Consider the following 15,821-nt stretch of genomic DNA (forward strand, 5'->3'; position numbering starts at 1 on the left):
TGCCCCTGCTTCGGTTCGCTGTTTCCGCCACTGGCGGCGCTCACCTTTGCAGCATCCAGTATTATCTGCGCTTTTGGCTTAGCAGCTGCCGCACCTCGCTCGCCGTATCGGCACTTAGAATTGTGCGGTGTTGCCCTTATAAATGCGGGAGATGATCGCTTATGCGCCTTTTGTTGATAGAGGATGAACCTACTCTGCGGGAAAGCGTGGCTAAAAAACTGCGCCGTTCCGGCTACGAAATGGATGACTGCGGTGACGGAGAGACCGCGCTCGAGCTGCTTGCAGCAGAGCGGTACGATCTTGTCCTGCTTGATCTCAATCTGCCGAAGGTGAACGGCATGACCGTTCTGCGCACGCTGCGCAAGACCGACCTTGAAACGCCGGTACTAATTCTGTCCGCCCGCAGCGAAATTTCCGACAAGGTGGAGGGGCTGGACGCGGGTGCCAATGATTATCTGGCCAAGCCGTTCCACCTGGCTGAGCTGGAGGCCCGTGTGCGCAGCCTGACCCGGCGGCAGTTTATCCAGCGCGATGTATGCCTGCGGTGCGGGCGGCTGACCTTCGACACCAAGAGCCGCCTTGCCATGGCGGATGGCCAGCCCATTCCGCTGACCCGTAAGGAAAGCGGCGTGCTGGAATATCTGCTGCTGCATCAGGGACGCCCTGTCAGTCAGGAGGAGCTGATTGAGCATGTCTGGGACAGCAGTGTCGATGCGTTCAGCAACTCGATTCGCGTGCATATCTCTGCACTGAGAAAAAAACTGCGCACCGCACTGGGGTACGACCCCATCCGAAACCGCATCGGTGAGGGGTATGAGTTGGAGGAAAACGAACCATGAACCGCATATCTTTTCAGTGGCGGATCACGCTGATGACCGCCGTACTGATTGCAGGGGCCTGCATCTGCCTGAATCTGCTGCTCTACCACTCTGGTGCCACTGGTATGGACAACCTGAACGGGTATGTCCTGCAATACCAGCAGAATGATGATGAAAACCTGATGATTGAAATCCCGGACGACCAGATGTCGGATTTTCTTATACAGTTTTCGCAGGAGGTCTACGATGCCAAGGCTGTTTTCGGCCGCAAGGGCTGGTGCATCACAGCAGCAGTAACGCTGCTGAGCGCGGCGATTGCCTATTTTGTCAGCGGCAAGGCTCTGGAGCCCTTGAAAAAGCTTGCACAGCAGGCCGAACGCATTGATCAGGACAGCCTTGTGGAGGTTCGCTTAGAGGAAAACACGATTCCGGAATTTCGCGACTTGAGCCAGTCTGTCAACCACATGCTGGACCGGCTGGCGCATTCCTTTGACCTGCAGCGTCAGTTTGCCGGCAATGCCGCCCATGAGCTGAAAACACCGCTGGCCATCATGCAGGCAAAGCTGGAAATGTTCGCTGAAGAACACCCCGATACCGACAGCGAGATCACCGACCTGCTCCGCTTTCAGACGGATCAGGTGTCCCGCCTAGCAAGCCTTGTCCGCACACTGCTGGAAATGAGCGATCTGCAGTCGATTCCGCGCGAGGACCATATCGAGCTGGCCCCGTTGGCTGATGAGATCGTGGCTGACCTGACCCCGCTGGCACAGCGCCGGAGCATCACCCTCTTTCAGGAATGTGAGGATGTCAGCATCAAGGGCAGCGACACCCTGATCTACCGCCTGCTCTTTAATTTGGTTGAAAATGGCATCAAATACAATACCCCCGGCGGTTCTGTGCATATCACGATCCGGCAAAAGGAAAGCAGCGCTGTGCTGCGTGTTGCAGACACAGGCTGCGGCATCCCTGAGGAGTATCGGACAAGTGTGTTCCAGCCCTTTTTCCGGGTAGATAAATCCAGAAGCCGGGAGATGGGCGGCGTAGGCCTTGGGCTTGCGCTTGTACGGGAGATTGCCCTGCTGCATGGCGGCACCGTTACAGCTGAACCGGCTGATGGGCATGGGACGGTTTTCACAGTCACCCTGCCGATACAAGCTTGACAGCCGTCTGCAGTGCCTTATTTCTCTGCCAATTCTACCACCGGCTTTGCCTCACTGGCGGCGATGGCAGGCTGCAGCTTGTTTTCCAGCCCGGTCTTTTGCAGCATATTGATGACATGGTATTTTACGGTTGAAGGCTCCACACAAAGCGCCTTGGCGCTCCCGCTGTAGGAAAGCCCGCGCACCAACAGGCGGAGCACGCGCATCTCGGCGGAGGTAAGATCGTACCGATGCTCTGTCTGTGGTGGAGGACACCTGCACCCACACCACCGAGACCGAAAAGTGCGACCCCGTCAAGGACGACAGTTCGAGCGGTTCAAATACCGACAGCGATGGTTTCGGCGGAAGCTCGGGTGGGAAATTCTACACAGTACCGCTTTCGCTGTCACATTTTATTTTTCTCTACGTTGAAAGTATGCTATCTGGCATGGTATAATCTTGTTATTCAATCAAACATATATCAGGAGGGCTGTTGCCATGGCTGCAAACGCCGTTGACTTTGCGGGCACCCTTTGCGGATGCCGGTACGAAAAAGAACTGGAAACCCATTTTCGGGACTGTCTGCTGTTTTACATTGACGGGCGCATTCGGTTTGAGCGCTACTGCTATGGCGAGGCAGCCTGCCTGGTGTTCAGCCTGTGGGCCAACGGGCTGGACGAAACCGGCAAGATTTTGTGGGTGAAGGAGCCGGAGTTTGAGGTAGACCAGAAAGCGATTCCCCGTGTGATTACCGATGTACAGGAAAACGGTACTGCCCTGCAGGTGGACAACCAGCGCAAGCGCTATGTAAAAACCGAAGAGTTTGACGAGGACAAGCCCAACGGATATGGCCGTTTCAAAGTTTTTCTGCTGCGCCGCAAGCTGAAAAAACACTAAGCCGCGCGGGCGTTCCTGCGCACCCTTTTATTCTATTCACATTTATCAGCAAGCGAAATTGCCCCCGGCGTACCGCGCAAAGCGGCACATCCGGGGGCAATTTTTATTGATTCGATTATTCAGCGGTGGGGTTCTGCGCTGTCATTCTTTAGGGCAATACCGCATAATTCTAAGTGCCGATACGGCGAGCGAGGTGCGGCAGATGCCAAGCCAAAAGCGCAGATAATACTGGATGTCTTATCGAGCATTTTGGCAACGCAGATGCCGTGCCGCAGCTGCCGGAGCGGTGCTTAAGCCGCAAGGCGAGAATTGTGCGGTGTTGCCTTAGCAAATTAAAAGCGCTCCACACCCTCGCTGGTCACGCGGGCATAGATCAGCGGCGGAACTTCCGGCTTTTCGGCACCGATGGTCAGGCCGCCAACATACATTTCTTCCGCTGCGGCAAACAGGGTGTCATCATCCGCATACAGGGTGCAGATCGGCTCCCCTGCCTTGACGGCATCGCCCAGCTTTTTGTGCATGATGATACCGGCAGCAAAATCGATGCTGTCCTCTTTTTTAATGCGGCCTGCACCCAGCAGCACGCTGGCGTTGCCGATACGCTCCACATCGTTCTGCACGATGTAGCCATCCGCCGGGGCACAGATATCGTGGGCATATTTGGCCTTGCGGAAAAGCGAGGCATCCCGCAGAACGCTGGTGTCCCCGCCCTGGGCTGCAAACATTTTGCAGCAAATCTCAAAGGCGGAACCATCGGCAATCACCTGTTCCGCCATGGCGCGGCAGGCGGCCATCTCCCCCTTACCCGCCAGATACAGCATATTGGAGGCCAGCTGCAGGCAGACTTCGGTCAAATCCGCCGGGCCTTTGCCCTGCAGCACGGCCATGCTCTCAGCCACTTCCAGCGAGTTGCCGATGTTATGGCCCAGCGGGGTGTCCATATCGGTAATCAGGGCTGCCACTTTGCGGCCATGTGCCGTGCCGATGGAAACCATCAAGCGGGCAAGCTCCACGGCTTCGTCCAGGTTCTTCATGAACGCACCGCTGCCCATTGTAACATCCAGCAGGATCGCATCCGAACCAGCCGCCAGCTTTTTGCTCATGATAGAGGAAGCAATCAGCGGAATGCAGCCTACCGTTGCCGTAACATCCCGCAGGGCGTACAGCTTTTTATCCGCCACCGCAATTTTGCCGCTCTGGCCAATGACTGAGATACCGATCTCATTGACCTGCTTAAAGAATTCTTCCTGCGTCAGTGAGGTGCGGGTGCCGGGGACGGACTCCATCTTATCAATGGTGCCGCCGGTATGGCCCAGGCCGCGGCCGCTCATTTTGGCAATTTTTACGCCGCAGGCTGCCACAATGGGGGCAATAACCAGGGTGGTTTTATCCCCCACGCCGCCGGTAGAGTGTTTATCTGCTTTGATGCCCTGAATGGCGGAAAGATCCACCATATCGCCGGAATGTGCCATCACATCAGTCAGTTCAGCCGTTTCGGCATCGGTCATGCCGCGCAGGTAAATTGCCATCAGCAGGGCGGACATCTGGTAATCCGGCACACTGCCATCCACATAACCGTTGACGGCAAAGGCAATCTCTGCCCGCGTCAGGGTTCCGCCATCGCGCTTTTTGGCGATGATATCATACATACGCATTTGGGGTTCTCCTATCTTTTTATGTGCACTTGAAAAATAAGGCGAAAGCAGCTGGCAGGGTTTTATCCTGTCGGCTGAATTACTGATTCTTCTGGTACACTTTTGTTAAGGCAATACCGCATAATTCTAAGTGCCGATACGGCGAGCGAGGTGCGGCAGCTGCTAAGCCAAAAGCGCAGATAATACTGGATGTCTTATCGAGCATTTTGGCAACGCAGATGCCGTGCCGCAGCCGCCGGAGCGGTGCTTAAGTCGTAAGGCGGGAATTATGCGGTGTTGCCTAAAACGCAAAGCGCCCGCCCGGACCGGCTTGCACAAGCCTGCGGGGCGGGCACTATTGCTGGTTTTATCTGCGGGGCTTAACGGCTGCCCTTATCGTAAGGGATGCCTTCGGCCTTGGGGGCCTGGGAGTTCTTGCTGGTAAAGGCAAGAATAACCATGGAGGCAATGAACGGCATCATGTTATAAATATTGCTGGACCAGCCAAGCTGTGCCAGAACGGTGGAATCCGCAATGTTGGCAAGGCTCTTGAAGACGGCAAAGAACATGGCCGCGCCAAAAATGTTGAACGGCTTCCACTGGCCAAAGATCATAACGGCCAGTGCCAAAAAGCCGGTACCGGCAACGCCGACTTCAAAGTTCCAGGTCTGCACGCTGGGGATAACGTAAGCCAGGCCGCCAACACCGCCCAGGAAACCGGAGATCAGCACACCGGCATAGCGCATGCGGTAGACGTTGATACCAACGGAATCCGCTGCCTGGGGGTGCTCGCCGCAGGCGCGCAGGCGCAGGCCAAAGCGGGTCTTATACATAACAATGTAGCTGACAACCAGCAACACAATGCCCAGCGGGATAAAAATGCTGAGCTCCAGCCCGCCAATGGAGAACAGGAACGGCTTGTTGGTGTAGCTGATTTTGGCGGAGGTAGAACCGTTAAAGTTCTTGGCCAGAATCATGGCAATGGCGGTTGCCAGCATGTTTAGCGCCGTGCCGCCGATGGTCTGGTCGGCTTTTAAGTTGATGGAAGCAAACGCCAGCAGCAGCGAGTAAAGCATGCCGCAGACCGCTGCTGCCACAACGGCAGCCAGAACGATGAGCGCCGGGGCCATGGTGGTGGGCAGCGATGCGGTAACCAGCACGCCTGCCAGGCCGCCGACAACCATGATGCCTTCCAGCGCGATGTTGATTACGCCGGAATGCTCGCTGAACATGCCGCCAAGGGCAACCAGCATCAGAACAATGCCATACAGCAGGGTGTATTTGATAAGCAGCAGCATATCACTTGCCCTCCTTTTCCGGTTTGGTCACTGCCTTGGCTGCCGGTTCGGCATTGGCGTTGGCGGTGTCCTTTTTGTGGATCAGCTTTTTCTCAAACAGCGTGCGGAACAGCATGGAGAATGCACACAGGTAGATGATAATGCCGGAGATCAGGTCGGCAATTTCGCTGGGGAAATACTTGGTGGGCAGATATGCGCCGCCAACGCTGATATGACTGATGAACAGCGAAGAGAAGATGGTGCCGATGGGGTTCGAGTTTGCCAGCAGTGCGGTTGCAATGCCGTTAAAGCCCATAGCAGGCAAGCTGGTGGAGTTCAGGGGGTTCCACTCACCACCGCCGGACAGATAGAACAAACCGGCACCAAAGCCTGCCAATGCACCGGCAATCGTCATAGACAGAATGACGTTTTTCTTTTCATTGATACCGGCATAGCGGGCGGCGTTCTTGTTCAGGCCAACGGCTTTCAGCTCATAGCCAAAGGTCGTTTTTTCCAGCACGACCCACACCACAATGGCCACGATGATGGCCAGAAAGATGGCGATGGTGGTGTTGCTGGTGTGGAACAGTTCGCTCATCCCGCAGGAAGGGATCTGCGCCTGCGGGGCGTTGGTGGCCAGCTTCCAGGTGCGGGTGTTATGCGCATCATACATCACGCCGGAGCCGCGGCCATAGATGATCTCATTGACAAGATACAGACCGATCCAGTTGAACATGATGGAGGTAATAACTTCGTTGATGTTCAGGTACGCCTTAAAGATGCCGGGAATGGCCCCCCACAGCGCGCCGAACGCAGCGGACACCAGCAGGCACACCCACCAGGGCATGCCCAGCACAATGGCAAAGTACAAAGCGCCGAAAGCGCCCAGCGTATACTGCCCTGCTGCGCCAATGTTGAACAGGCCGGTTTTGAACGCAAAGGCAACCGAAAGGCCGGTCATGATCAGCGGGGCGGTCTGGGTCAGCACCTTGCCGCAGCCATACGGGAAGTCATAAAAGCCGCCCTGCAAAATGCGCCAGAAGCCATCCACCAGGGCGTGCTCCGGGTTGATGATAAACAACGCAATCAAGCCGATGACCAGACCGATGACAATGCACATGAGTGCAGCCAGAACGCCGCTGCTGTTTTGGCGGATGGTTGTGCCCAAAGAAGGCTTGTTTAGTTTTGCCATGGTTTACTTTGCCTCCTTCTTTTTTGCACCGGCCATATACAGGCCCAGTTCCTGCACGGTGGTGGTCTTGGGATCAAATTCGCCCACGATCTCGCCTTCGTACATCACCAGGATGCGGTCTGAAAGGTTCATAACCTCATCCAGTTCCAGGCTGACCAGCAACACGGCCTTACCGGCATCGCGCTGGGCAACAATCTGCTTGTGGATATACTCAATGGCTCCAACATCCAGGCCGCGGGTAGGCTGCACAGCCACCAGCAGCTTGGGATCCTTATCGATTTCGCGCGCGATGATGGCTTTCTGCTGGTTGCCGCCGGACATGCTGCGGGCAATGGTCACACTGCCCTGGCCGGAACGCACATCGTACTGCTCAATCAGGTGGTCAGAATACTTGCGCACTTCATCCGCCTTGATAAAGCCATTATGCTGGAACTGCGGCTGCCAGTAGCGCTGCAGCACCATGTTCTTTTCCAGCGTGTAATCCAGCACCAGGCCGTACTTATGGCGATCCTCCGGGATATGGCTCATGCCGTCCTTGGAGCGCTGGCGGATGGAAGCGTGGGTGATGTCCTGTCCATCCAGCGTGATCGTACCGCCGGAGATTTTTTCCAGACCGGTCAGGCCGTACACCAGCTCGGTCTGACCGTTGCCCTCAATACCGGCAAGGCAAACGATCTCACCCGCGCGAACGTCAAAGCTGGCATTGCGCACCGCATCTTTTTTATGGGTGCGGCTGGGCACCGTCATGCCCTGCACGCTCAGGATGGTTTTGCCGGGCTGGGCGGGCTTTTTGTCCACCACAAACTCAACATCGCGGCCAACCATCATGCGGGAAAGCTCTTCCTTGCTGCTGTTGGCAATATCCACGGTGCCGATATACTTGCCCTTGCGCAGAACCGTGCAGCGGTCCGCCACGGCCATGATCTCGTTCAGCTTGTGGGTAATAAACAGGATGCTCTTGCCCTCAGCCTTAAAACCGCGCATGATCTCCATCAGTTCGTCGATTTCCTGCGGAGTCAATACAGCGGTGGGTTCGTCAAAAATCAGAATTTCATTGTCACGGTACAGCATTTTCAGGATCTCAACGCGCTGCTGCATGCCAACCGAGATATCGCTGACCAATGCATCCGGGTCTACACGCAGGCCGTATTTTTCCGAAAGCTCCACGACCTTTTTGCGGGCGACCTCTTTTTGCAGAAATCCCGCTTTGCAGGGTTCCACACCCAGCATGATGTTATCCAGCACAGAGAAGCACTCCACCAGCTTAAAGTGCTGGTGGACCATGCCGATGCCAAGGTCGTTTGCATCGTTGGGGTTATTGATCTTGACTTCCTTGCCGTTTTTCTTGATGACGCCCTGTTCCGGCTGGTACAGGCCGAACAGAACACTCATGAGGGTGGATTTGCCGGCGCCGTTTTCGCCCAGCAGGGCATGCACTTCGCCTTTGCGCAGCTGGAGGGTGATGTTGTCGTTTGCCTTGATACCGGGGAACTCCTTGGTAATATTCAGCATCTCAATGACAAAATCTTCAGCCAATCCGCTCACGCTCCTTTCACGAATCAAAGTATTGGGGCTGCCCTGCCGCCAAGATAGCTCTGGAACCCCGGCCCCACAGCAAAATTTGTGCAAAGCTGCCGCAGCGCACCGTGCAGCTTATGCACCGGCACAGTGCGTTTATTAGTTTTATTATACAGTTTTTTTGCTGAAACCACAAGTAAAATCTTGCATTTTTGGCCCCGGGGCGGGGTTTATTTTGCAAATGGTTGCAAAAACGCCCCGGCTGCCGCAAAAAGCAGGGCCAGGGCGTTTGTTTTTCATAATATTACTTTAGGCAACACCGCACAATTCCCGCCTTGCGGCTTAAGCACCGCTCCGGCAGCTGCGGCACGGCATCTGCGTTGCCAAAATGCTCGATAATGTCGGGTTGCGGTACCCGCATCGTGCTTCGGGGTCAAAAGCCCCTCGCACTCTGCGACCGCTGCCCCTGCTTCGGTTCGCTGTTTCCGCCACTGGCGGCGCTCACCTTTGCAGCATCCAGTATTATCTGCGCTTTTGGCTTGGCATCTGCCGCACCTCGCTCGCCGTATCGGCACTTAGAATTATGCGGTATTGCCTTTATTCTATTTTGTTTTCCACGCATCAATGTTCCATCCTCCAGAACGCGCAGGAGTACGGGGGCAGATCGCTGCCGCCGCCAAAGTCATGCGGCTGGCCGGTGATCAGATCCACCGCGGTGCCACAGCCGGCGTTGAAATCCGCGTGGTAGGTCTCCCCTGCCGCGTTGATGGCCACCAGCACGCGCTCGCCATCCACACGGCGTTCAAAAATCAGCTGGCGGGGCTGCACCATCACATTGTGGTAGCTGCCCCAGCGCAGGGCGGGGCTTTCGGCGCGGGCTTTGGCCAAGGCAGAGATCCATTCGGTCAGTTCGTTTTCCTGCGGCTTTTCAATGGCAGGGCGCAGGGTGGCATCACCGTTTTTCTTATCGCCCTCCAGGCCCCACTCGCTGCCATAATAGACTGCCGGGACGCCGGGCATACCAAACAACAGGCCGTAAGCCGGGCGCAGCATGGCTTTATCCGTCAGAACGGTGGCAATACGGCTGACATCATGGTTGTCCAAAAAGCTTAACAGGTGGCGGCCGGTGTACAGGCACCACTGCTCTGAGCCAAACTGGCGGTTCAGGCTATAGGCGATCTCGTGCATATTGGCGGAGTTAAAGCTGGAATACAGGCCCTTGTAGCATTCATAGTTGGTTACAGCGTGGCAGGCACGGTCGTTCATCCAGCGGTTATAATCGCCGTGCAGTGTCTCGCCCATCAGGGCAAATTCCGGCTTGATGCTGTTGGCCAGGCCGCGCAGCTCTGCCAGGAAATCCAGATCCAGGCAGTAGGCAACGTCCAAACGCAGGCCGTCGATATCATAGTCCCGTACCCAGCCGCGCACCGCGTCAAACAGGTGTTCCTTCACCGCCGGGTTGCGCAGGTTCAGTTTCACCAGCTCATAGCAGCCTTCCCATGCTTCGTACCAGAAGCCATCATTATAGCCGGTGTTGCCGTCAAAGCTGATATGGAACCAGTCTTTATAGGCGCTGTCCCACTTTTTCTCCTGCACATCGCGGAACGCCCAGAATCCGCGGCCCACATGGTTGAACACGCCGTCCAGCATCACGCGGATGCCGGCTTCATGCAGGGCTTTGCAGACAGCCTGGAAATCCTCTTTGGTCCCAAGGCGCGGATCAACGCGATTATAATCGCGGGTGTCATAGCCGTGGGCATCGCTGTCAAACAAAGGATTAAACAGCACACAGGTTGCGCCCAATTTTTTTATATGTTCCACCCAGTCCAGCACGCGCAGAATACGGTGTTCCCCGGTCTGGTCGCTACCATCGTTTTGCAGCGGAGCACCGCACAGGCCCAGGGGATAGATCTGGTAGATTGTTGCATCATCAAACCACATAACTTTTACTCCTCCATTTTGTTTTTTCTTTTGGCAATGCCACGCAATTCCACGTGCCAATACAACGAGTGAGGTGCATCGGCTGCCAAGCAAAAAGTACAGATCATACTTTGTGTATTATCGAGCATTTTGTAACGCAGACGGCGTGCCACAACCGCCAGGCAGGAATTGTGCGGTGTTGCCTTTTATTCATCTTTTCGCTTTCGCATCAGAACTTCTTTTTCAGCCTGGGGGCAATGCGCTGGCGGTACAGCGGGGTGATGGCCGTTAAGGCACGGTCACACAGCCAGAACGAAAGGTTGCCCAGCGCCAACAAAGCCAGCAGCATGGGGGCACCTTCGGCGGCAAACTCCTGCACCAGTTCCGGCGGGGCCAGCACCACGATCAGCAGCGCATACATGACGACCACCGCCGCATTGAAGCAGCCAAACTTGGCCATCCACCGCAGCACACCGCGGCGGATGTTGTTCAACCGCACCCGCAGCACAGGGTAATACCCCAGCACCAGAACATAAAACAGCACCAGCTCTTTATCCGGCACCAGGAACAGCGAAAGCAACGACACAACTGCATACAACAACAGTGCATACTTTTTGCCGTAATCTTCCAGCACAGGAATGAGCAGAAAGCTGGCCAGCATGGGCGCGGCGTAAGTGCCGATCTGCAATACGTTGCCCACAAGCAGCACCACCACCGAGAGCGCACTAAGCACACCGCAGAGCGCAATTTTTTGAGATTCTGTTTTTCGCAAAGGTCAAAACCTCCTGTATTGCATTTGCCGCACAAGAAGTATTATACACTACGCGCATAAAATGTGCAACATGACGAAGGCATTTATTTTAATGTCCTTCCCTGCCCGTTCGCCATAGTTGGCCGCACAGCGCTCTATTCTGCCATTTGCTGCACGGTAAAAAAGCGGTATCCCTTGGCCGCAAACCATTCAAGGATATCCGGCAATGCCTTGACTGTCTCGTGGGTGGCATTGGTATCGTGCATCAAAACAACACAAATCGACTGGTCTTTGGCATCGTTCTGGACATTGCGCAGGATCTGGGCGGCGTTGGGGTGGCTGGCGGTGGCGTCCTCGGCGCACACGTTCCAGTCGATCCAGGCATAGCCTTTCTGCTCAGCCTGGGCTTTGAGCTGCTGCATGATCTGCCGTCCGCCGTATCGATGGCTGACCGTGTTGGTGCTGCCGCCGGGGAACCGCAGCCAGTGGATAGCATCCACATCGATATAGTTCGCCAGCGTGGCGCGCAGAGCTTTGATATCCAGCCAGAAGTTTTCGGTGCTGCTGTAAATGCGGGAATAGGAATGGGACGCGCTGTGCAGGGCAATCTGGTGGCCCGCAGCCTCAATATCCGTTAGATACGACAGATAATCCTGGTTCGCGTCCTGTGCAGTGACAAAAAAGGTGGCTTTGGCATCACATTTTTCCAGCGCAGCCAGCACCTGCGGGGTATATTTGGAGGGGCCATCGTCAAAGGTCAGGCAGCAGATCTTCATGGCAGCGCCCTCCTCCCCCGGCAGCTGGGTGCCGCCCATAGCAAGGGTGGGCACAGAGAACGAAGCATCGGGAATGGTGGTTTCGCAGGCAGAATCGGCCGGGAACCACAACGGCCAAAGCAGCCCGATCAGCGCCCCCACCACAGCCGAAATGAGCAGCCCAGTCACAAACAGGCGCTGCTGCCTGTCATTGTTGGTTTCCCTGCGCATACACAAACGCCCCCTGCCGCACTGTTTTGTTCCAAACATATGCAGCAGGGGGCGCAAATAGATATAAGGCAATACCGCATAATTCTAAGTGCCGATACGGCGAGCGAGGTGCGGCAGATGCCAAGCCAAAAGCGCAGATAATACTGGATGCTGCAAAGGTGAGCGCCGCCAGTGGCGGAAACAGCGAACCGAAGCAGGGGCAGCGGTCGCAGAGTGCGAGGGGCTTTTGCCCCCGAAGCACGATGCGGGTACCGCAACCCGACATTATCGAGCATTTTGGCAACGCAGATGCCGTGCCGCAGCTGCCGGAGCGGTGCTTAAGCCGCAAGGCGGGAATTGTGCGGTGTTGCCATAATTTTGTAAGGCTCAGAACAGGTTGCGGGCGCGCAGGCGGCGGTCCAGATGGCCTTTGCTGCGCAGCCAGGTGCTGGGGGCAAACAATACCAGCATGGGGAAGATCTCCAAACGGCCCACCAGCATATCAAAGCTGAGCACCAGCTTGATCAGCGGCGAAAAATCCGCAAAGCTGACCATAGGGCCGACCAATTCCAGACCGGGGCCGATGTTGTTCAGGCAGGATGCCACCGCGGTAAAAGTAGTAACCAGGTCAAACTGGTTGATGGCCACCACCATGGTGGACAGCACAAAAATGATCAGGTAGAGGTTCATGTAGGTGCGCACGCCAAACACCGTTTTATCGTCCAGGGGCTTGCCCTCAAACCGGACGGTAGTGACAGCATGGGGGTGCAGCACCCGCATTAAATCCTGCTTGGCAGTTTTGCACATAATAATGATACGGCTGATTTTGATGCCGCCGCCGGTGGAACCCGCACAGGCGCCAAAGAACATGAGCAGCACCAGCACCGCCTTGGAGAAGGTGGGCCACATGTTAAAATCTGTTGTGGCATAACCCGTGGTGGTAATGATGGAAGCCACCTGGAAGAAAGAATAGCGCAGGGACTGCCACACATTGCCATACAAGTGGAAGATATTGCCCGCAACGGCCAGGGTGGAAGCTGCAATCACGCCAAGGTAGACCCGCATTTCCTCGCAGGCAAACGCTTCCTTAAAATGGCGGATGAGCAGGAAGAAATACACATTGAAGTTGATGCCGAACAGCACCATAAAGACCGCGGTGATCATTTCCACCGCCGGGCTGCCGTAAGCACCAATGCTGGCCGCACGGTTGCTGAAACCGCCGGTGCCCGCCGCGCCAAAGGCGGTAATCAGGGCATCGTACCAGGGCAGACCGACCAGGCGCAGCAAAATTGTCTGCACCACGGTAAGCACCAGGTACATGGCATACAGGATCTTGGCAGTATCGCGGATCTTGCTGGAGATTTTGCCCACCGAAGGCCCCGGCGATTCGGCGCGCATCAGGTGCATGGCGCGGCCATCGCTGACCGGCAGAACCACCATGGTAAACACCAGTACGCCCATGCCGCCTACCCAGTGGGTAAAGCTGCGCCAGAACAGCATACTGTAACTCATGGCTTCCACATCGCGCAGGATGCTAGAGCCGGTGGTGGTAAAGCCGGATACCGTTTCAAAAAAGGCATCCACAAAAAACGGGATATCGCCGCTGATGATAAACGGCAGCGCACCGAACACGGACATCAGCACCCAGGCCAGTGCCACGATCACAAGACCCTCGCGCGCATAGATCGCTGAGTTGGCGGGGCTGCGCAGCCCCAGAACAAGGCCCAGCACGGCCAGCCCCACCGCCGTTACCACAAAGGCAAACAGGCAGCTCCACTCGCCATAAATAACAGCTACAATAGACGGAGGCAGCAGCAGGGCGGCTTCAACCATAAAAATACGGCCCAGCACATACCCAAGCATGCGGTAGTTCATTCCGTTACCCCCTTGCCATAATATCGCGCAGATCGGTCAGATCGGTGTTGGTGGTAACAATGATCACATCGTCCCCTGCGCAGAAAGAATCGTTGCCGGACGGGATAATCGTCTTGCCGTTTTCGCGGATAATGCCCGCCACAAGGATATTTTTGCGCAGGTTCAGGTCCCGCAGCGGCACACCGGCAAACGGCACATCGGCGGTAACGCCGAATTCCAGCGCTTCCACCTTGCCGCCTACCAGACGGTGCAGGGTGCGCACATTGGTAGCCTGGCTGTTCTGCATGGCGCGCACATACTGTACGATCAGCTCGGTGGTGACAGCGCCGGTGGAAACCAGGCTGTCCACCAGGCCGCGCTCTGTCACCACATCGGCAAAGGATTTGCGGTTGATTTTAGCCACCACCTTGCAGTGGTTCAACTGAGAAGCATACATTGCCAGAATAATGTTGGTTTCGTCCAGACCGGTCAGCGCCACAAAGGCATCCATATCGGCAATGCCTTCCTCCGCCAGCAGCTCGCTGTCAGTGCCATCGCCCTGAATGATGAGCGCACGGGGGATTTTTTCGCTCATATCCTGGCAGCGGGCGGGATTGTTGTCAATTACGGTAACGTGCATGTTCATCTCGCTCAGTTCTTTGACGAGATAATACGCCATGCGGGAAGCGCCCACCACCATGACATTGTTGGCGCGCTCCTTGAAAATACCCAGGCGGCGGAAAAACTGTTCCAGTTCCTGCGGGGTGGCCATCAGGTAGATTGTATCCCCTTCTTCCAGGGTAAAACTACCGGTGGGGATGGTGATCTGTTTGCCGCGTGCCACGGCGCAGATCAGCATTTTGACCCGCATGTTGCTGTACAGGTCGCTCAGCTGCAGGCCGGTCAGGGGGTTGCCCTCGGTCAGTCGGTATTCCACCAGTTCAAAGCGCTGCTTGCTGAACTGTTCCAGCTTGAGCGCATTGGGGAAGCGCAGCACGCGGGCGATCTCGCGTGCCGTGGCCTTTTCGGGGTTAATGACCATCGAAAGGCCCAGTTCCTGGCGCATAAAGCGCAGCTGCTTTTCATATTCCGGGTTGCGGATGCGCGCAATGGTATGGCGGGTGTTCAGCTTTTTGGCAACCAGGCAGGCCAGGATGTTGATCTCATCGCTGTCCGTTGCGGCAATCAGCAAATCGGCGCCGCCTTCAAACGCTTCGGCCTGCACTTCATAGCAGCCGCCGTTGCCGGTCACGCCGCGCACATCGCAGATATTGCAGATATCATCCACAACGGTCGGGTTGCGGTCAATTACAACAATATCGTGCTTATCTGCGCTGAGCTGCTGGGTCAACGCGCGGCCCACTTTGCCCAAGCCCACAACCACGATCTTCATTCGGTTTCCTCTTTTCCGCCAGATCCTTATGGCATACAGCTGCTGCGGTATCGGTTCAGGGACGACGCCAAACAGCAAAGCAGCCTGTCAAGGTGTTTCTGAAAGCAAAGAAAATGACAGATATTCCGCAAACACAAGCAGGATGTAAGGCAAAGAGCCGCTGGAGTCCTTTGTGGCTTCCAAGGCTTTTTAAGGCAACACCGCACAATTCCCGCCTGACGGCTTAAGCACCGCTCCGGCGGCTGCGGCACGGCATCTGCGTTGCCAAAATGCTCGATAATGTCGGGTTGCGGTACCCGCATCGTGCTTCGGGGGCAAAAGCCCCTCGCACTCTGCGACCGCTGCCCCTGCTTCGGTTCGCTGTTTCCGCCACTGGCGGCGCTCACCTTTGCAGCATCCAGTATTATCTGCGCTTTTGGCTTAGCAGCTGCCGTGCCTCGCTCGCCGTATCGGCACTTAGAAT

General features: G+C 56.1%; 13 protein-coding genes and 1 pseudogene. 3 read left to right on the forward strand and 11 right to left on the reverse strand.

Annotated features, from left to right (window positions below):
- Positions 1 to 161: 161 nt before the first annotated feature.
- Entirely contained in the window at positions 162 to 839 is a 678-nt protein-coding gene (locus tag PG062_RS00310; RefSeq protein WP_114001197.1) for a response regulator transcription factor, read from the forward strand.
- On the forward strand, positions 836 to 1,978 hold the full coding sequence (locus tag PG062_RS00315) for a sensor histidine kinase (RefSeq protein ID WP_270750505.1): 1,143 nt from the start codon (positions 836 to 838) through the stop codon (positions 1,976 to 1,978). Before PG062_RS00310 ends, PG062_RS00315 begins: the two co-directional genes overlap by 4 nt.
- A 17-nt stretch (positions 1,979 to 1,995) precedes the next feature.
- Here PG062_RS00315 and PG062_RS00320 read toward each other — a convergent pair.
- Positions 1,996 to 2,187, reverse strand: a pseudogene (locus PG062_RS00320) (helix-turn-helix domain-containing protein); the annotation flags it as partial.
- A gap of 268 nt (positions 2,188 to 2,455) precedes the next feature.
- Between PG062_RS00320 and PG062_RS00325 the strand changes: the two are divergent.
- Positions 2,456 to 2,854: a hypothetical protein gene (locus tag PG062_RS00325; protein WP_114001200.1), complete on the forward strand. Its 399-nt coding sequence runs from the start codon at positions 2,456 to 2,458 to the stop codon at positions 2,852 to 2,854.
- A 332-nt stretch (positions 2,855 to 3,186) separates the two neighbouring features.
- Here PG062_RS00325 and PG062_RS00330 read toward each other — a convergent pair whose 3' ends face one another.
- The 10 genes from PG062_RS00330 to trkA all read right to left on the reverse strand — a co-directional run bounded on the left by PG062_RS00330 (position 3,187) and on the right by trkA (position 15,358).
- Entirely contained in the window at positions 3,187 to 4,509 is a 1,323-nt protein-coding gene (locus PG062_RS00330; RefSeq protein ID WP_114001201.1) for a pyrimidine-nucleoside phosphorylase, read from the reverse strand.
- A 359-nt stretch (positions 4,510 to 4,868) separates the two neighbouring features.
- Positions 4,869 to 5,786: an ABC transporter permease gene (locus tag PG062_RS00335; protein ID WP_114001223.1), complete on the reverse strand. Its 918-nt coding sequence runs from the start codon at positions 5,784 to 5,786 to the stop codon at positions 4,869 to 4,871.
- Between the two features lies 1 nt (position 5,787).
- Positions 5,788 to 6,957 (reverse strand): ABC transporter permease, encoded by a 1,170-nt coding sequence (locus PG062_RS00340; RefSeq protein WP_270750511.1) that lies wholly within the window; start codon positions 6,955 to 6,957, stop codon positions 5,788 to 5,790.
- Positions 6,958 to 6,960: 3 nt separating this feature from the next.
- Positions 6,961 to 8,469 (reverse strand): ABC transporter ATP-binding protein, encoded by a 1,509-nt coding sequence (locus tag PG062_RS00345; protein WP_270751260.1) that lies wholly within the window; start codon positions 8,467 to 8,469, stop codon positions 6,961 to 6,963.
- A gap of 174 nt (positions 8,470 to 8,643) precedes the next feature.
- Positions 8,644 to 8,775 (reverse strand): hypothetical protein, encoded by a 132-nt coding sequence (locus PG062_RS00350; protein ID WP_270750512.1) that lies wholly within the window; start codon positions 8,773 to 8,775, stop codon positions 8,644 to 8,646.
- Positions 8,776 to 9,096: 321 nt separating this feature from the next.
- Entirely contained in the window at positions 9,097 to 10,416 is a 1,320-nt protein-coding gene (locus PG062_RS00355; RefSeq protein WP_114001097.1) for an alpha-amylase family glycosyl hydrolase, read from the reverse strand.
- Between the two features lie 208 nt (positions 10,417 to 10,624).
- Entirely contained in the window at positions 10,625 to 11,167 is a 543-nt protein-coding gene (locus PG062_RS00360) for a hypothetical protein (RefSeq protein ID WP_270750514.1), read from the reverse strand.
- Positions 11,168 to 11,301: 134 nt separating this feature from the next.
- Positions 11,302 to 12,132, reverse strand: a complete 831-nt coding sequence (locus tag PG062_RS00365; RefSeq protein WP_270750516.1) for a polysaccharide deacetylase family protein — start codon at positions 12,130 to 12,132, stop codon at positions 11,302 to 11,304.
- A 366-nt stretch (positions 12,133 to 12,498) separates the two neighbouring features.
- Positions 12,499 to 13,986 carry a TrkH family potassium uptake protein gene (locus tag PG062_RS00370; RefSeq protein WP_270750518.1) on the reverse strand — a complete coding sequence of 496 codons (1,488 nt, stop codon included), beginning with the start codon at positions 13,984 to 13,986 and terminating at the stop codon, positions 12,499 to 12,501.
- A 4-nt stretch (positions 13,987 to 13,990) separates the two neighbouring features.
- On the reverse strand, positions 13,991 to 15,358 hold the full coding sequence (gene trkA, locus PG062_RS00375) for a Trk system potassium transporter TrkA (protein WP_270750520.1): 1,368 nt from the start codon (positions 15,356 to 15,358) through the stop codon (positions 13,991 to 13,993).
- Between the last annotated feature and the right edge of the window lie 463 nt (positions 15,359 to 15,821).

Source organism: Gemmiger qucibialis (assembly GCF_027689445.1).
Lineage (GTDB): Bacteria > Bacillota > Clostridia > Oscillospirales > Ruminococcaceae > Gemmiger > Gemmiger qucibialis.